The sequence below is a fragment of the Streptomyces sp. TBY4 genome, assembly GCF_024213195.1.
GTDB lineage: Bacteria > Actinomycetota > Actinomycetes > Streptomycetales > Streptomycetaceae > Streptomyces.
In genome coordinates this window covers 191,752-208,252 of record NZ_JANAVF010000007.1, presented here as the reverse complement: position 1 = coordinate 208,252, position 16,501 = coordinate 191,752, and the positions used below count along the sequence as shown (strand labels likewise).

The window sequence follows — 16,501 nt, the reverse complement described above, 5'->3', positions numbered from 1 at the left end:
TGTCTCTCCTTGTCACGGGGCCGGCTACTTGACGTAGAGCGTGTGGTCGGGGCTGGGGGCCTGGATCTGGGTGCACTGGTAGGCCGTCCAGCGGTGTTCGGCGAGCAGGCGCTTGCCCTGTGCCTCGCAGCCGGCGCGGTTGTTGAGGTCCTCGTACTTGACCCAGCTGGCGGCGGTGTTGGCCTTGAGCTTGTTGGCCGACACGTATCCGGCGGCCTTGCTGCCCGCGCTGACGCCGTCGGTGCCGTCCCAGCGGTAGTGCACACCCAGCCAGACGCGGCCGACGGCGTTCTCGGTGGCCGCGGCCGAGAAGGTGGTGAACGTGCGGGTCACACCGAGGGCGTTGGGGTCTTCGGTGGTGGCCGTCCACGTCATCTGGTCGGTACCGAACCAGTCCTGCATGGCCTTCGCCCAGGCGCCGCCGAAGGTGGCGTGGCCGGAGATGTACGCGGGGAAGGCAGGGCTGAAGTGGTTGCCGTTGCGGTCCTGCGAGAGCGGCTGCCAGTTCGCGTCGCCGGCCGTGTTCGGGTTGCCGTCGCCGTCCACACGGATCGCGCTCTCGGGCCGCCACAGGTCGATCTCGGTCTGGTACTTCGCGTCCCAGGCGGTGACCGCGGCGTCCGCCATGGCGAACGCGGTGAGCGCGAACAGCTTGGCGTTGCCCGCGACGGCCAGGCCGTTCTGGCGGGAGAGGATCTGGGTGTGCTCGAAGAGCTGGCCCGGGGGCTTGTAGGTCAGGTCCAGGTCGTTGGCCCAGAACAGCGCGGCCTTGGTCTGGTCGGCCGTACGGGTCGTGGAGTTCGCGCCGCCCAGGCTCTTCACGTCATTGAACTGATCCGTGTAGGGCTGGCTCTTGAGCAGGGTGTCCATGACGGTGTGGCCTGCGGGGCCGGCCGGGCGGAACTGCGCGCCGGAGGCCATGCCGAAGGGCTTGACCTTGCCCCATTCAGGTGTGGCGCCGTTCCCGGTTCCGGTGGGACGCCAGTGTCCGGCAACCGTGCTGCCCGTGTACGGAGCGGCCGGGGCCGAGCCATCGTCCTGCCGGTTCGCGACCATCGCGGCGGCGGCCTTCTGACCGACATCGGTGCCTGCCGCGCGCTGCTCGGCGGTGACAGCGGCCGGAATGGTGGAGCGAGCCGCGGCGATCTCGTCGTCGAAGTTGTACTGCGGGTAGAGCGACTTCAAAACCTCGAAGGCAGCGTGGTCGATGGCACTGTTCACATCCGGCACAGCGCCATTGGCCGCGGTGGCCTTGACCAGGTAAGGGTCACCCAGGCATTTGGTGGCGCCCTCGGCGCAGCGCGCGGAGTTGGCCGCGTCGTAGACGGCGCCGTGCATCATGGCGCCCGCGCGGGCCAGCGGGCCCGGCGCGCCTCCTACCTGCCGGTAGGTCTCCTGCAGGACGTCGTTCCAGTAGACAACGTGGTCCTTGACCGGGTCGGCCGGAGCCTCGTACGTCACCAGGATCGAGGGTGCGTTCGCCGGCGCGTCGGCGGAAGCGAAGATCTTGTACGACTTGTAGTCGGCTTCGTCGGTGGCCCGCAGCCCGATGGTGTCCACCGTCCGGCTGGTCTGGGACCACTGCTTGACCAGCGGGGTGATGTCCTCCGACAGCCAGCGCGGCCCGCAGTCTCCGTGCCCGTGCGTCTGGGTGGAGGCGGTCACCTTGGAGCGCCAGGCGGGCTGGCTGCTCCAGCGGGTCGCCGCCGAGGCGGTACCGGTGTCCCAGATTTCCCACGAGCGGGGCTCGCAGGAGTCCGACCACGTGGCGAACAGGTTCAGCTCGGCGTTGAGAATGTCCTGCCCGGTCACCGATGAGTGACGGGGGAAGTTGATGAAGGAGCGGGCCTCGGTCTTCTGCCACTCCCGGCCGACGCTCAGCCCGATGCCGCCCGAGAAGTCGGCGGTGTCGCCGTTGCGGACGAAAGTGTCGAAGTTGGTTCCGAAGTACACCGCCGGGTCGATGGTGACCGGGAACTGGGTGTCCGCGGCGGCCAGGAAGCCCTTGTCCGCGGTGACCTTGAGGTCGAACTCCTCACCGCGGGAAACAACGTCGACGTCTACGGGAGCACGCTTGGTGCCCTCACGGCCGGATTTGTCGCGGGAGGCGTCCCACATGAAGGGCGTCGGCAGCTGGCCGACCGTCTTCCCCGTCCTGGCATCGGTGAAGGTGACCGTCTCATCCGCGCCCTGGCCGGCCTTGAGGCCCTTGGCCCGCACCGGCAGTGTGAACGAAGCGGCCTGCCCGGCCGCCGAACGGTCCTTGACCACCAGGTACTGCTCGAACCCGGTCCGGGTCGCCTCGACCACCAGGTCGGTGCCGGCGGTCACATCGCGGTACGTGGCCTTCGCGCCCTCCAGAACCGGATCGGGCAAAGAGCCCTTCCAGCCCAAGGCGACTGCCCGGTCACCACGGCCGAGCGTGACCAGGTCACCGCCCGCTTGACCGGTGCGCCCGGCCAGCTTCAGACCATGGGGGTGCGCCTTCGAGCGCACCGAACCATCAGAGTCCTTCACCAGAGAGACATCCACCGGTATCCAGGCGTCGTTCTCGCGGTAGCGGACAGGGCCGGCGAAGGACTCCACCGACATGGTCCCGTCGGGATTCGCCCACAGGGAGGTGGTCTCCGTGCGCGCCTCCACGACCTCGATCCGGCGCCCTTGCGCCTGCGCGGTCAGACGGGCAGCGGTCTCCTCACGGTCCTGGACACTGCGCACAGCGCTGCCGTCCCTGGACGCGGGCAACTCCGCAGCGCCAACTCTGGGAGCGGCTAATGCCGCGCTGCCGGCCTGGGCCAGCAGGAGCAGGGCGAGGGGAACAGCCACACCCCCGCTACGCAGGGCGTTTCGAACAGGTCTACGGGACCGGCCGACTACCTTTTTCGGTCTCTTCACGCTGTCAACTCCTAGAAAATCATGGAAAGTTGAGAACAGACGTGCGGATGCTGTCAACGAACACCAGCTGGTGTCCACGTGGATTCTCAGCGTAGGCCAGTGATCATGATGACGCCGGAACCGGGAACTCCGAGACGGTGAGAGAAGAATGACGGCTTGCCGTGCTACGTACGAGATGTGCCGACCAATGCGTCGCAGAGGGGCATGTACGGGGGCCTACGGTGCCGGGCGAGTGATGCCCAGAACCCGCCCCATCGCTCCCCTCCCGAGCCGCAATAACGCTCGTCTCGCCCTAACCCCATACCTTCCAACACGGGTCCTGTCTGACCTCCCGAAGCAGTAGCAGCGAGACCTGCCGGCCCGGATACGCCGAATGCTGGTCCGACTGGATCCCCAGCCACAAGCAGCGCTGATCAACTCCGCAGGGTCTGGGTGACACGCCCGCACGGCGGAAGCCCTGGCCCAGCAGCAGACGGCGCCCGCCCGGCGCGATGTGCGCGATCCTGAAGACATGAACGTCGAGGTTCCCGGCCGTACCGGACTGCCCCCACTCCGAGCCCGGCCGTCCGGCGGGGCTGGCGTGCCGGGTATACCGGACACCCGACGGCTTCTGCGGTCTCCCCAGCCCAGAGCAGCTGCGGCAAGCACTGACCGGCACAACCGGCCAGACCTGCAACAACACCAGAACCGGCCTGGGACACGAAGGGAAACACGGTCCATGACGGACAGCGACCACGATCTCGCGGACGCGCAGCGCCGCCACTGGCAGAGCACCTATACCGCCCATCCCGGCATGTATGGCGGAGAGCCCTCCGCGCCCGCGCTCCACGCTGCGGCGCTTTTCCGGGCTGCTGGGGCGAAGGACGTACTGGAACTCGGCGCCGGCCATGGCCGCGACGCTCTCCACTTCGCCGGTGCGGGGTTCACCGTCCGGGCCACCGACTTCAGCGCGACCGGCCTGGAGCAGCTGGAGAAGGCCGCCCGGGAGCAGGGCGTCGCCGCACGGGTCACCACAGCCGTCCACGATGTGCGCGAGGCTCTCCCGTTCCCGGACGAGTGTGTGGACGCGGTCTTCGCGCACATGCTGCTGTGCATGGCCCTGTCCACCCGGGAGATCATCAGACTGGTGAACGAGGTCCGCCGCGTGCTGCGGCCGGGCGGCATGTTCGTCTACACCGTCCGGCACACCGGCGACGCCCACTACGGCACCGGCATCGCCCGCGGCGACGACATCTACGAGCGCGGCGGGTTCGCCGTACACTTCTTCCCCCGCCACTTGGTCGACGCGCTCGCCGACGGCTGGACCCTGGAGGAGGTCCACCCCTTCGAGGAAGGCGACCTGCCCCGATGCCTGTGGCGCGTCACCCAGACCCTGCCCCCATCAGCACAATTCCTGTGACAACGCCCCCATGTCGCGACAGAGCCGGGAACGGCACTACGCCGTCCTCCTGCGCGGTCAGGGTCGGCCGCCGCGGCGTGTCCTGACCTGTCGCACCCCGTGCCTGCGTACGGTCCTTCGCAAGGGCTGAGTGGACAGGAGCGCCTGTGGCAGTGGTGGACGCGTGCGACGAATGGAGTCCTCTGCGGGAGGTGGTGGTCGGCACTGCGTACGGGGCGATGTTCCCCGACGAGGACCGCCGCATGATCGAGGCCACCATGCCGCGCGAGCACTGGGACGAGTTCCGGCCAGGCCACCCGTTCCCGGTATGGATCACCGAAGCCGCGGAGCAGGAACTCCAGGCGGTGGCAGAACTACTGGAGTCGATGGGCTGCCGCGTCCACCGCCCCAAGCGCGTGCCCTGGGAGGGACTGGGCGGGTACTGCGCGACCATGCCCCGCGACAGCCTGGTCGTGATGGGCGACCGCATCATCGAAGCCCCCATGGCCTGGCGCAGCCGCCAGCACGAGCTGCTCGCCTACTGGCCGCTGATCCAGCAGTGGCGGCAGGCAGGCGCACGCTGGCTGCCGGCCGACGTCGACCTTGGCATGGAGCTCCTCGACGCCGGACCGCGCGAACCCGGACCACGATGGGTGATCGGTGAAGGCAGGCCCGCCTGGGACGCCGCCGACTTCCTCCGCCTGGGGCCACGCACCGTCGTGGGCCAGCTCAGCCACGTCACCAACCGCTCCGGCATCGACCACCTGCGCGCGCGGCTCGGACCCGACATCCAGGTGCACCTGCTGCAGCCTGACGATCCCCACGCCATGCACATCGACGCAACCCTCTGCCCACTGCGCGAAGGACTCGCCCTCTACAACCCGGACCGCATCACCCCGGACACGATGCGCGGCACGCCGCTGGACGGGTGGGAACTGGTTCCCGCGCCACGGCCCGAACCGAACGCCGGACCCCCGCCGCGCTACATGACGAGCGCGTGGCTGAGCATCAACCTCCTCGTCGTCGACGACCAGCACGTCCTCGTGGAAGCCCAGGACGAGAAGCTCCAAACCCTGCTGACCTCACTCGGCTTCACACCCCTGCCGTCCCCCTTCCGCAACGTCCAGGCCCTGGGAGGCTCCTTCCACTGCGCCACCCTCGATATCCGCCGCGACCGCCGAACATGGACGACGTGATCACAAGCAGCGGCACACACGGGCGTACACGCCTCCCGGCGCGCTCACGAAACGTCACCAACATGGGCTCGCGTCCGCGCGGGTCCGCGGCCGGGTCGGCGGGCGACGCCCGAAGATCGCTTCCGGCCCCGAGGATCTGACCGCACTGGGGGTGGTCACGCCACCGTGATCAAGATCTGCCCAGCCCCTCGCCGAGGGGCGGCGTCTTTCAGTCCAACCGCTATTCATCCAGATCAGCCGGCCGGTCGTAGGCGCTAAGGAGCCCTTCGATGCGCTGGTTGTTGATCGACTGCCGGTCGTACAGGCATTTCGCGTAGCGGGTGAGGAGGACTTCGACGCTGTTGCCGGCGCGCTGGGCGACCTCGGCCGGGTCGGCTCCCGCGCACAGCCAGGTGGACAGGGCCGAGTGCCGCAGGTCGTAAGGGCGTTTCGCGAGCGGGGTGGACGCGAGAGCGGGAGACAGTGCCAGGGCGCGGGCCTCGCGCCAGACATAGTGGTAGGCGGTATAGCTGAGGATGCCGCCGCGTTCGCTGAAGAACAGCCGGCCGTCGTCGGCCGTGCCGAAGGTGGTGACGCTCTCACGCCACAGCGCCACGAGATGCGGCGGGAGCGGCACCACCCGCGTTTCCCCGGGCGGACGGTTCTTCAGCCCTCGCTCGTCGTGATACAGGCCGGTGTCGGTCCACCGCTTGCCTGCCTGTGGCAGGGTGCGGTGCACGATCAGCCGCCCCCAGCCGGTCCTCGGCAGACGGCAGTCCGGCAGCGCCACCGCGATTGCCTCCTCCGGGCGCAGGCCCGCGTAGTACATGCCCGCGAACAGCCCGACCAGCCGGCGGCCACGGGCACGCCGGTATCCGCCGACATAGGAGATGGCTGTCAGCAGATCCCGGGCCTGGTACGGGTTGGCGACCACGCGTGGATCCACGGAGACGGCCGGTTTGGGCACCCGCCAGCGGACCTGCGCCAGCGGGTTGCTGCCCAACTCGCCCCGCTCCATGGCATAGCCCAAGGCGTGCACCAGCACCTTGCGCTTGCGGCGCATCGTCTCCACGGCCGCCTCGCCACCGTCGAGCTTGCGGCGCAGCGACTCCAGCACGTCACGCGCCAGGATCGGATCGTGCAGGTCGACCAGCGGCCTCGACGCCTTCGCCACCCACTGCAGCACCAGCCGGTCCTCCGCCGGCGGCCCCATCTGCTGTCCCGGCCCGGGTACGACGAAAGCCCAGTGCCGCAGGGCCCGGCGCAGCAGCCGCTCGTTCGGCCGGCCGGGAAGGTCCCAGAACATCGCCAGCGTGACGGCTGTCAGCCCGTCGCTGGTCTCGTCACGGGTCTTCGCCGCCCGGCCGGGCCAGTGGGCCCGCGCATACTCGGTCGCGAACGCATACCAACTCAGCTGAGACGACCCCCGGGGCGTGTGGGCTGCCGTGCTGCCCTGGGCCATGCCCACGCGAATGGCCCGCACCAGCTCCGCGCCGAACTCCCCCGCCAGATCCGCGACAGCGCTGCCCCCATCCCATCGCCCCTCACTGTGCACCGGCACCGCGAAGTCCAGTGCCGCACCGCTGTATCGCCCGTTCGACCCCATGCCCGCCTCCTTCTGATCGGCGGGACATGACTGCCCGGCGCATTCAATCGAAGATCCCCCGGCAAGAGGGAACTCGCGTATCACCCGGTTGACGAGTGCGGATTGTCGGACGTTCGAGAGGGCTACGCCGCATCCGGAATCCCTTACCCCAATGCCATCCGCATACCCGCCCGCGACGGGAGTCGGGCACGGAATGCCGACGGCTTCCAGGTCGGCGAGGAAAACCTCGGCTGGTTCGGCCAGCTCCTGGCCCGTAACGGGGAACGCCGGCCTGATCGCATTCGCCGGCGGAGGACAGAAAACGGCCCAGTACCTCACTACGCGCCACGGCCGAGAGAAATATGGCATGCCCACCTTCGCCGCCACATGCAGCCACCACGACGCGGAAATCACGGCCGGCAGCACGAAATTCATCGGCACCGACCACGTCTTCCGCATAGAGATGGTCCGAATCGAGGCGTTCTCCGGTATGGCGTCGGACCTGTACGACCTCCTCAAAGACGGCCGCGTGGAGGAGTACCGGCATGCAGCCTACGAACTTCGCTCCATACGCACCGGCACCCATGAAGCCGAGAAATGGAACGGCCCGATCTCATTCCACCCCGACGGCACCGTCATGGCCCTGAAGATCCTGCCCGTCCGCAGAAGGCGCCCACCCCGATCGGAACCCCCGGACCCCGTGTAGCACGTGATCCCCGGTTAGCCCAACCGGGGATCACGCGCATCATTGGAAGATCCACCGCCACTCCCTGACCACCACGCCGAAAGGCCGCACCCAAGCCGAACCCGCAATTACATACGACAGCCGCCGCCCCCATTCACGACGCGGCACGGACCTCGTCACTCAGGCTGGGCGACGGGCCTTCTGCCCTCGGCCACAAGCCGGCGACTCCGCACCGACACCCGGACCGCCTCCCGGCCATCCACGGGAGGCCATGACGCATGCCCTCCACCCGCCCCGACCCCGGGGTATCGCGGGAGATCCACTGACCCCAGGCGCACGCCCGGCGCACTCGGCTGCCCGCGCGCTCCCGGCCGCCTGCTCGTTCGATTGAAGCCGGGGATGTACACCCCCTACCCTTACAGAAGCCCCGTGACCTCCGTCACGTCGCGCGAGCCAATCAACCCAGCGCAAGGTGGCCAGATCGGACATTTCATTACCGTGGGACATGCGTGGGCCGACGAGCCTGATAACCCGTCAGACAGCTCGCTGACCTGCGGAAACGTGTGAAAATCCGACGGCCTCCGGAGCCGTGTGCGCAGGTTCGAATCCTGCCGGGGGCACTTCGCAGGAAGTGCCCAAGACCCCGCCATCAGCGAGTTCGCTGAGACGGGGTCTTCGCGTATGCGCAGCCAACTGCTGCGCTGCGCGCCCGACCGGCATCGGCTGGGTGCCGCGCAGCAACAGCCGTCGACGGCCGACCAGCTGGAGCGGCTCGTCCCGTACCCGGACCCGGCGAAGGTCCGGGTGATGCTCGGCCGCACCGACTCCGCGCACGAGGAGGAGCGGGCGGCCGAACTGATCGGCACCCACCTCCAGCACCTGCTGCACCGGCCGGTGCGACGGCGGACCACCCGTCAGGACCGGGCTGCCCGGCCGCCGCTCCGCGAGTGGCGGTGACCTGCCCGCACCATGCAGCAGCTACTCCAGGACGGCCAGTGGGCGCTGGACGTCCATCTGGAGCCCGCCGTCCGCGAGGCTTCCGGCACCCGGGCCTGCGGACCCCGGAGGGCGATGTCCGGGAACTGCTGCGGATCGCGGCCCACTTCGCTGCCTCGGTGGAGCCGTCACGGTGTCCCTGAGGGGCCTGGCGCGCTACGGGGCCTCCGCGGTGCCGGGGCGGGTTCCGGTGGTCCGTACGAAGGACGTGGGGGCGGGTCTGTGGGTTTTGGGGGGTGGGGGCGGGGGGCTGGGGTGCGTACGTTGGGTGGGAGGCCACCTTGTGCCGCTGACCTGGCGCTTCGTGGCGTGCTCTGACGGTGAGGATGGGGCGGCGCGAAATGCGTGACTTGGTGGAGACGGCGCAGCGGTGGGTGGCCGAGGGGCGGGTCGGGTTCCTGGCCCGGCCCGTGACCGAGCAGGGGTTCGGGCCCCGGGATCCGGCCGGGGCGGTGCTCGTGGATGTGAAGGGCGAGTGCGTCGGGGCCCTGTACCGGGGGGTGTTCGACGCCGAGCTGGTGGCGGAGGCCGCCTCCATGGGGGGCGGGGAGACCGCCCGGGTGTGCGAGGTCTCGGTCGGGGGTGACGAGGCCGTCGAGGCGAAGCTGACCTGCGGCGGGCAGGCCGAGGTGCTGTTGCAGCCGCTGGGGGCGATTCCCGGTGAGTGGTGGGAGCTGCTCGGACAGGGGGTCGGGGTCGCGCTCGTGACCCAGTTGAACGAGCGGGCCGATCAGGCTGTGAGTGTTGTCGTGCGGGGGGCGGACCAGCCTTCCGGTGACGCCGAGCGGCGGGCCGGCGAGCTGCTGCGGACGCGGCGGCCGGGGCGGGACGCGCTGTACGCGGGGTCCGGGCTGGTGCTCGTGGAGGCGTACCCCTCGGCTCCGTACGTGGTGATCGGCGGGGGCGGGGAGCTGGCCGAGGTCATCGAGGCCCAGGCCCTGCTGCTCGGGTGGGACGTGAGCGTCGTCGTGTCCGTGGCCGAGGCCGCGAAGCTGCTGGAGGCGCGGCGGGACGCCGCCTGTCTCGCGATGCTGAGCCACGACCCGGACTTCGACGTGCCGACGCTGCGGACCGCGCTCGCGCTCGGGATCCCGTACGTCGGGGCGCTCGGCTCCCGCAAGACCACCGCGCGGCGCACCGAGGGGCTGCTCGCGGCCGGGGTGAGCGAGGAGCGGCTGCGGACGGTGCACGGGCCGATCGGCCTGGATCTGGGCGGGCAGACCCCGGCCGAGACGGCGCTGGCCATCTGCGCGGAGATCCTCGCGGTGCTCGGGGGCAGGGACGTGCGCGGGGTGCGGGACGCGGACGGGCCGCTCAAGGGCTGAGGGGGCGGTCGGTCCCGCGCGAGCGGGGCGCAGGCGGGGGCGGGCGGGGCGCGGGCGCGGGGCGCCGGGTCCGACCGGGTGAAATAGTCACCTATGCGGGAAAATGGGTTGTATGGACACGACTCTGATCTTCCTCGCGGTGGACAGAACACTGACCAACATCGCGTGGTTCCTGGTCGTCGGGCTCATCGTGGTCGGCTTCCTGCTCGGCGGCTTCCTGCTGGGCAAGCGGGTCCGGGCACACGAACCCGCACCCCCCACTCCGGAGAGCCAGCCGCACCTGCCCGACGGCGGTGCGGTGTACGAGGTGCGCGAGGAGCGGGACTACGTGGACTTCCCCGAGAGCGGTCTGCGCCCGCACGAGATGCAGGGTTACGGGAACTTCGGCTCCACCACCTCGCTCCACCCGGAAGAGGTCAGGGCCCGGCGGGAATCGGCCCACCAGCACGTCGAAGGGCCGGGCCCCCACCCGCAGCCCGGTTCTCCGCCCGACTCGGGGCGGGGAGCACACGCCTGATCCGGCGGCCGGACCTGTGACCCGCGGCCCCGTCGCGGGTCACAGGTCCGTCCGCAGGCGCAGCACCTCAGGCGGCGGGTGCCGGGTCGAGGTGTGGCGGACCTCGGCCGTCAGCGGCGGGTCCAGGGGCCGGAAGGGGACCTCGCCGAGGCCGATGGCCGTGACGGTGGCGCCCCCGGCCGCCGCCGCGGGTGCCCGGGCGGCGACCACCGCCGCCACCTCGGCCCGTAGCGCCGCCGTCAGGGGGCTCGACACCAGCGGGGTCTCGTCCCCGACGGGCAGGACCAGGACGAGGGCGAGGGGGCGGCGGGCCGTGCCCGTGTAGCCGACCACCGCCGCGTCGCGGACGTTCGTGTGGCGGAGCTTCTGCCAGGCGCGCCGGCCGGCCGGATAGGGCTGGTCCATGCGTTTGACGACCAGACCCTCGATACCGCTCGCGGGCAGGGTCTCGTACCAGGTCTCCGCCAGCTCCGGGTCCGTGGTCATGGGGACCGGCTGGAGCGGCGGGCCCAGGGGCAGGAGGAGGTCCACGAGGAGCGCGCGCCGGCGTTCGTAGGGCCGGGCGCGCAGGTCCAGCCCGGCGAGTTCGAGGACGTCGAAGGCCGCGTACGAGGCCGGCAGGGTCTGGGCCAGTACGGCGGCCCGCGCCGCGGAGGCGGCCGCCGCGCGGCGCTGCACGAGCGCGAAGTCGGTGCGGCCCGCGTGCCACACCACCACCTCCCCGTCGAGGACCGTCCCGGCGGGCAGGTGGTGCGCGGCCGCCGCGAGATCGGGGAAGGCCGCGGTGACGATCCGGCCGGAGCGGGCCTGGAGGACCACCCCGTCAACGGCGCGGTCGGTGCGGATGACGACGAGGCGGTGGCCGTCGAACTTGGGCTCGTACGCGAGACCGGGCGCGCGCGGCAGGGTCCGTACGGCGACGGCGAGCGCGACGGTGATCACGGGAATCACGGGAGCCGTCCGGCCAGGCCGGGGTCGAGGAGCGGGGCGAAGAGGTCGCCTTCGCGGGCCAGCCGGGGAGCGATGTCATCGGCCAGGAAGACCAGGTCGGAGGGGGTACGGCAGGCCCGGACCTCCGCCCAGGAGAGGGGGGCGGAGACCATGGGCAGGGCGCGGGCGCGCAGGGTGTAGGGGGCCGCCGTGGTCTTGGCGGCGGCGTTCTGGCTGTGGTCGACGAAGACCTTCCCGGGACGCAGCGCCTTGGTCATCCGGTGCACGACGAGGTCGGGGAGCTCGCGCTCGGCCTCCTGGGCGAGGGCCTTGGCGTACGCCGACACGTGCTCGGAGGGGGTCGGTACGAGGGGTACCGCCAGATGGAGGCCCTTGGAGCCGGAGGTCTTGGGGCAGGCGTGGAGGCCGTCGGCGGCGAGCCGGTCCCGGAGCCAGAGGGCGGCGGCGCAGCATTCCACGACGGTGGCGGGGGGACCCGGGTCGAGGTCCAGGATCAGGCGGTCCGCGAGGGCGGGGGCCCCGGCGGGCCACTGGGGGGTGTGGAACTCGACGACGAGGTTGGCGGCCCACATGAGGGCGGGCAGGTCGGCGACGACCACCTGTTCGGCCCGGAGGTCCTCCGAGCGGGGCACCGGGGTGGTCTTCACCCAAGCGGGGGTACCGGGCGGCGGGTTCTTGGTGAAGAAGAGCTGTCCGTCCGGGCCGTCGGGATAGCGCAGGAAGGACACCGGCCGGTCGTGGATGTGGGCGAGCAGGGGGTCCGCGACCGTGGCGTAGTAGTGGAGGACCTCGCCCTTGGTGAAACCGGTCTCCGGGTAGAGGACCTTGTCGAGGTTGCTGAGCGAAATGCGACGGCCCTCCACCAGGGTGATCGGGGTCATACGATGAGATTGCCACGAAACAGGAGGAACCGTGCGATCCATATGGAACGGGGCGATCTCCTTCGGCTTGGTCAGCATTCCGATCAAGCTCGTGAACGCCACCGAGAGCCACTCGATCTCCTTCCGCCAGATCCATGTCGGCGACGGCGGACGCGTCCGCTACCGCAAGGTCTGCGAGCTGGACGGGGAGGAGGTGCCGACCGCCGAGATCGGCAAGGGGTACGAGGAGGCGGACGGGTCGATCATTCCGATCACCGATGAGGATCTGGCGCAGCTGCCGATCGCCACCGCGAAGACGATCGAGATCGTTTCGTTCGTGCCGGCCGATCAGATCGATCCGTTGCAGATGGACGCGGCGTACTACCTCGCGGCGAGCGGGGCCACGGCGGCCAAGCCGTACACGCTGCTGCGGGAGGCGCTGAAGCGGAGCCGGAAGGTCGCGATCGCGAAGTACGCGCTGCGGGGGCGGGAACGGCTGGGCATGCTGCGGGTCGTCGACGACGTGATCGCCATGCACGGGCTGCTGTGGCCGGACGAGATCCGGGTTCCGGAGGGGGTGGCGCCCGAGGGCGAGGTGTCGGTACGGGAAGCCGAACTGGACCTGGCGGACGCGCTGATGGCGACTTTGGGGGAAGTGGAGATGGACTCGCTGCGCGACGGCTACCGGGAAGCGGTGGAGGCGATGATCGCGGCGAAGGCAGGCGGAGGGGAGCCCGGGGTCGTGCCGGCGGGGCCGGCGGAGGGGGCGGGTGGACAGGTCATCGACCTGATGGCGGCGTTGGAGAGCAGTGTGCGGGCGGCGAAGGCCTCTCGGGGCGGGGCGCCGGAGGCGGAGGGGGCTGGGGCGGAGGTTACGCCGATTCGGCGGAAGAAGGCGGTGGGGGCGGCTGCGCCGAAGGCGGTGGGCGGGAAGAAGTCGACTGCGTCGGCGGCGTCGGGTGGTGGCCGGGGTGGTGCCGCTGGTGCTGCGAAGAAGTCGACGGCTGCGGCTGCTGCCGCGAAGAAGAAGGCCGCTGCGGCGGCTGCGAAGAAGACGGCTTCGGGCAAGGCCGCGGAGGCCAAGCCGGTGCGGGCTGCCGCGAAGAAGGCGGTGACACCGCGCAAGCGGAGCTCCGCTTGAGGGGGCCGTGGGCCCTGCGGGGCGAAGTCCCCTACCCGCCCTTCCACCGTTCCCCGGGCTCCGCCCGGACCCGGTCCTCAAACGCCGGACGGGCTGAAAGGACCCCGGGGCTCCGCCCCGAACCCCGCGCCTCAGGAGCCGGACGGGGTGAAAGCACCCCGGGGCTCCGCCCCGAACCCCGCACCTCAGGCGCCGGACCGGCTGAAAGGACCCCGGGGCTCCGCCCCGGACCCCGCGCCTCAGGCGCCGGACCGGCTGAAAGGATCCCGGGGCTCCGCCCCGGACCCCGCGCCTCAAACGCCGGCGAGGCTGGGAGGGCTCCCGGGCTCCGCCCGGACCCCCTGGGGCTCCGCCCCGGACCCCGGTCCTCGAACGCCGGACGGCTGAAGGGACAGACCCCGGCCCGGCTGAAAGGGCGCCCCGGGCCTCGGGCTCCGAGGCTCGCCGGGCCGGATGGGGCTATTGCCAGGTTCTGCGGTCTCTGGCCTTGGTGAAGAGGGCTTCTATGTCCGGGAGTTTGAGGGTGGTGGGGGTGTTGGTCAGGAAGGTGGAGGTGGTGGACGGGGTGAGGATCTGGACGTCCCGGAGGGTGGGGGCGATCTCCAGGCGGGTCGCGTCCACCACCGCCAGGACCGGGGTTACCGGAGTGGAGAGGGCGCGGGTCGCGTACGTGGCCGCGCGGCGGGCTTCACGGGGGTCCGGGGTGGGGTTCGCCCGGCCCACCGTGAGGAGGAGTTCGCCGATCACTGCGCGCTGGCGGCGGCCCGGGACCGTGCGGATGCAGAAGACTCCGGGCGGGCCGATGAGCAGGTGGTCCGCGACGGGGTGGAGGGAGTGGACGGAGTGGAGGACCTTCCAGTCCTCGGAGTCGGCCAGGGCGTCCAGGACGTCGCCCATGCGCTGTCTCACCGTGAGTTCCTGGCGGAGCCGGTGCCGGGCCCGGGTGCCCGCGGTGCCGTAGGTGAGGGCGCCGAGCAGGGCCTCCCCCGGGCGGTTCGGGGCCAGGTCCTCGTCGGGCGGGAGCGACAGGCGGAGCAGGTCCTCGGCCGTGGGGACGGGTGGCGGGCCGATGGCCACGGTTCCGGTGAGGTAGGGGCGTAACGCCGTCAGGATCTCCTCCCGGCGCTCGTCCGCCAGCACGCTGATCCGGTTGGCCCGCCGGTCGTACCAGGCGACCGCGCGGCCGTCGGGCAGGTTCACGTACAGCCGGCCGCGGCCGGGCCGGCCGCTCGGCAGTACCTTCAGTCCCCTCGATGCCATGGTCCTCACCCCCGCCGTCCATGGGAGCAGCCCGGGCGCCCGGCGGCAATCCCCCGGTGGGGTCGGGACCGCGGTGCGTGCCGTGCGGCCTCCGGTGTGTAACGACTCCGCCGGGTCGTCGAGGCACGGCTGTTACAGAAGCAACGGGTTACCGCAACGGCCGGTGCATACGTTTATCCCACCTGGACAGCCCAGGGCCTGACCTGCACCGAAGGACGTTCCCGTGAACACCGTGAGCCGCAGCCGGAGCCGCAGCCCTCGCACGCTCGTCCGCGCCGCCGCCGTGGCCGTGGGTGCCGGCGCCCTGCTGGCGTTCCCCACGGCGGCCGCGCTCGCCGACGGGGCGGCGCCGGCTTCCGGTCCGCAGGGCGTCACCGCCCCGCGGACCCTGGTCAAGACCCTGTCCCTGGCCGACGGCGTCTCCACCGCCCGCGTGTACCGCGTGGCCAAGGGTGCCTACCAGGCCGATGTCCTCAACCCCGACGGTTCCACGGCCGCGACCCTGACCAGCCGCGACGGCAGCACCGGCTTCGGCGACGCCGGGGAGATGCACCTCGCGCTGCGGTCCGACGGCCGGCTCAGCTCCTGGTCCGGGGGCGGGAGCGGTGCGGCGGACTCCGGCGCCGGGAGCACCGCCGGGTACAAGACCGCGCACCGCGACGGGCAGGTCGTCCCCGTCGCCGCGGCCCCGCGCGAGGGTGCCGGGACCGTCGAGGCGCTGGGCCTGGACAACCTGGCCGACGGCCCCGGCGACGGCATGCTGCTGATCGCCGCGGGTGCCGGCTTCGCGGCGGTCGGAGCCGCCGGGCTGGGCTTCGCGATGCTGCGCCGCGGGCGGACGGAGGCGTAGGCCCCACTCCTCCCGCGGACCCCGGCTTCCCGGCCCGGGCTCACGGGCGGAAACGATGCGCCTCTGCCTACTGTGGACGGGCACAGGCGCGCGGCGGAGGAGGGTGGACGGGTGAGCGGGAACCGGGGCCGGAGCCCGGGCCGGGACCGGCGTGTCCGGGCCGGTCTGTCGGCCGGGCTGCTGGCCGCCCTGCTGCTGCCGCTGGTGAGCGCCTGCGGTGACACCGGCGGGCTGGCCGGTGCCGGGGCGACCCCGACCGCGAGCGGGCCCGTACACCTGTGGCCGGGGCGCGTGGGGGCCGTCGTACCGCCCGCCGATCCCGGGGGTGCGCCGCCCGAGTACGTGCCCGGGATCGCGCCCGTCCAGGACCAGAACGTGCACGCGATCAGCCCGGTGACCCTGGTGCAGGCGGAGCTGCGGGCCCACTCGAACCTGCGGACCGGTCCGGACGGGATGCCGCCCGAGACCGCCGCCGCGATCCTGGCGTGCGGGACGGACGGGGCCGATCCGAGGAATTGTCCGGTGCTGACGCCGTACTACCGGGACCTCACCGGCAACGGCAAGGACGAGCTGATCGTCGGCATCGAGTACCCGGAGCGGCAGATGTCCGTGCGCGTCTACACGGCGGACGCCGAGGGCCGGCTCAACCGGATCATGGCCACCACCGACACCGTCATCAGCGTCGAGCTCGCCGGCCGGGACGTGATCCTGCGCGTCCCGAGCGCCAACGCCGGCTACGAGGTGAACACCACCTGGTCCTGGGACGCGACCCAGCGCTCGATGCTGCCCGCGTGGGAGCAGATCGTCCGCGTGCCCCGCACCGGCCCGAGCCGGACCCCTGCACCTTCCCCGAGCCCCGGCTCGCCGGGGGCCGCGCGGTGAA

The 16,501-nt window shown here is 71.4% G+C and carries 14 protein-coding genes; 9 read left to right on the top strand and 5 right to left on the bottom strand.

Annotation, left to right across the window (positions count from 1 at the left end; all coding sequences use genetic code 11):
- Positions 1-24 precede the first annotated feature (24 nt).
- A complete protein-coding gene (locus NLX94_RS19065; protein ID WP_254384153.1) occupies positions 25-2,718 on the bottom strand; it encodes a DNRLRE domain-containing protein in 2,694 nt (897 codons plus the stop codon).
- An 895-nt stretch (positions 2,719-3,613) separates the two neighbouring features.
- On the opposite strand from NLX94_RS19065, the gene NLX94_RS19060 reads away from it, so the two are divergent.
- Both NLX94_RS19060 and NLX94_RS19055 read left to right on the top strand, forming a co-directional pair.
- Positions 3,614-4,294 carry a class I SAM-dependent methyltransferase gene (locus tag NLX94_RS19060; RefSeq protein WP_254384152.1) on the top strand — a complete coding sequence of 227 codons (681 nt, stop codon included), beginning with the start codon at positions 3,614-3,616 and terminating at the stop codon, positions 4,292-4,294.
- Between the two features lie 146 nt (positions 4,295-4,440).
- Positions 4,441-5,469 carry an amidinotransferase gene (locus tag NLX94_RS19055; protein WP_254384151.1) on the top strand — a complete coding sequence of 343 codons (1,029 nt, stop codon included), beginning with the start codon at positions 4,441-4,443 and terminating at the stop codon, positions 5,467-5,469.
- Positions 5,470-5,689: 220 nt separating this feature from the next.
- Here NLX94_RS19055 and NLX94_RS19050 read toward each other — a convergent pair whose 3' ends face one another.
- Positions 5,690-7,054, bottom strand: coding sequence for a site-specific integrase (locus NLX94_RS19050; protein WP_254384150.1), 1,365 nt, complete (start codon positions 7,052-7,054; stop codon positions 5,690-5,692).
- A gap of 346 nt (positions 7,055-7,400) precedes the next feature.
- Here NLX94_RS19050 and NLX94_RS19045 point away from each other — a divergent pair, with 346 nt between their 5' ends.
- The 4 genes from NLX94_RS19045 to NLX94_RS19030 all read left to right on the top strand — a co-directional run bounded on the left by NLX94_RS19045 (position 7,401) and on the right by NLX94_RS19030 (position 10,556).
- The gene (locus tag NLX94_RS19045; protein WP_254384149.1) at positions 7,401-7,739 is read left to right on the top strand and encodes a hypothetical protein; all 339 of its coding nucleotides are present in this window, start codon (positions 7,401-7,403) and stop codon (positions 7,737-7,739) included.
- A 660-nt stretch (positions 7,740-8,399) separates the two neighbouring features.
- Entirely contained in the window at positions 8,400-8,675 is a 276-nt protein-coding gene (locus NLX94_RS19040; protein ID WP_254384148.1) for a hypothetical protein, read from the top strand.
- A gap of 380 nt (positions 8,676-9,055) precedes the next feature.
- Positions 9,056-10,039: an XdhC family protein gene (locus NLX94_RS19035; protein ID WP_254384147.1), complete on the top strand. Its 984-nt coding sequence runs from the start codon at positions 9,056-9,058 to the stop codon at positions 10,037-10,039.
- A gap of 112 nt (positions 10,040-10,151) precedes the next feature.
- Positions 10,152-10,556, top strand: coding sequence for a DUF6479 family protein (locus NLX94_RS19030; protein WP_254384146.1), 405 nt, complete (start codon positions 10,152-10,154; stop codon positions 10,554-10,556).
- Positions 10,557-10,595: 39 nt separating this feature from the next.
- Here the strand turns inward: NLX94_RS19030 and NLX94_RS19025 are convergent, their stop codons facing one another.
- Positions 10,596-11,495: an ATP-dependent DNA ligase gene (locus tag NLX94_RS19025; protein WP_254384376.1), complete on the bottom strand. Its 900-nt coding sequence runs from the start codon at positions 11,493-11,495 to the stop codon at positions 10,596-10,598.
- A gap of 8 nt (positions 11,496-11,503) precedes the next feature.
- The gene (ligD, locus tag NLX94_RS19020; RefSeq protein WP_254384145.1) at positions 11,504-12,388 is read right to left on the bottom strand and encodes a non-homologous end-joining DNA ligase; all 885 of its coding nucleotides are present in this window, start codon (positions 12,386-12,388) and stop codon (positions 11,504-11,506) included.
- 31 nt (positions 12,389-12,419) lie between these two features.
- Between ligD and NLX94_RS19015 the strand changes: the two genes are divergently transcribed.
- Positions 12,420-13,508: a Ku protein gene (locus NLX94_RS19015; RefSeq protein ID WP_254384144.1), complete on the top strand. Its 1,089-nt coding sequence runs from the start codon at positions 12,420-12,422 to the stop codon at positions 13,506-13,508.
- A gap of 459 nt (positions 13,509-13,967) precedes the next feature.
- On the opposite strand, the gene NLX94_RS19010 is transcribed toward NLX94_RS19015, so the two are convergent.
- A complete protein-coding gene (locus NLX94_RS19010; RefSeq protein ID WP_254384143.1) occupies positions 13,968-14,768 on the bottom strand; it encodes a nuclease-related domain-containing protein in 801 nt (266 codons plus the stop codon).
- Between the two features lie 223 nt (positions 14,769-14,991).
- On the opposite strand from NLX94_RS19010, the gene NLX94_RS19005 reads away from it, so the two are divergent.
- Both NLX94_RS19005 and NLX94_RS19000 read left to right on the top strand, forming a co-directional pair.
- Positions 14,992-15,618, top strand: a complete 627-nt coding sequence (locus tag NLX94_RS19005) for a hypothetical protein (protein WP_254384142.1) — start codon at positions 14,992-14,994, stop codon at positions 15,616-15,618.
- Positions 15,619-15,729: 111 nt separating this feature from the next.
- Complete coding sequence (locus tag NLX94_RS19000; RefSeq protein ID WP_254384141.1) at positions 15,730-16,500, top strand: hypothetical protein; 771 nt, start codon at positions 15,730-15,732, stop codon at positions 16,498-16,500.
- Position 16,501 lies beyond the last annotated feature (1 nt).

What these genes read in the sequence shown, in the direction of transcription:
- NLX94_RS19060 (WP_254384152.1), top strand. Translation starts at nt 3,614, where the DNA reads ATGACGGACAGCGACCACGATCTCGCGGACGCGCAGCGCCGCCACTGG.
- NLX94_RS19050 (WP_254384150.1), bottom strand. Translation starts at nt 7,054, where the DNA reads ATGGGGTCGAACGGGCGATACAGCGGTGCGGCACTGGACTTCGCGGTG.
- NLX94_RS19045 (WP_254384149.1), top strand. Translation starts at nt 7,401, where the DNA reads ATGCCCACCTTCGCCGCCACATGCAGCCACCACGACGCGGAAATCACG.
- NLX94_RS19040 (WP_254384148.1), top strand. Translation starts at nt 8,400, where the DNA reads ATGCGCAGCCAACTGCTGCGCTGCGCGCCCGACCGGCATCGGCTGGGT.
- NLX94_RS19035 (WP_254384147.1), top strand. Translation starts at nt 9,056, where the DNA reads ATGCGTGACTTGGTGGAGACGGCGCAGCGGTGGGTGGCCGAGGGGCGG.
- NLX94_RS19030 (WP_254384146.1), top strand. Translation starts at nt 10,152, where the DNA reads ATGGACACGACTCTGATCTTCCTCGCGGTGGACAGAACACTGACCAAC.
- ligD (WP_254384145.1), bottom strand. Translation starts at nt 12,388, where the DNA reads ATGACCCCGATCACCCTGGTGGAGGGCCGTCGCATTTCGCTCAGCAAC.
- NLX94_RS19010 (WP_254384143.1), bottom strand. Translation starts at nt 14,768, where the DNA reads ATGGCATCGAGGGGACTGAAGGTACTGCCGAGCGGCCGGCCCGGCCGC.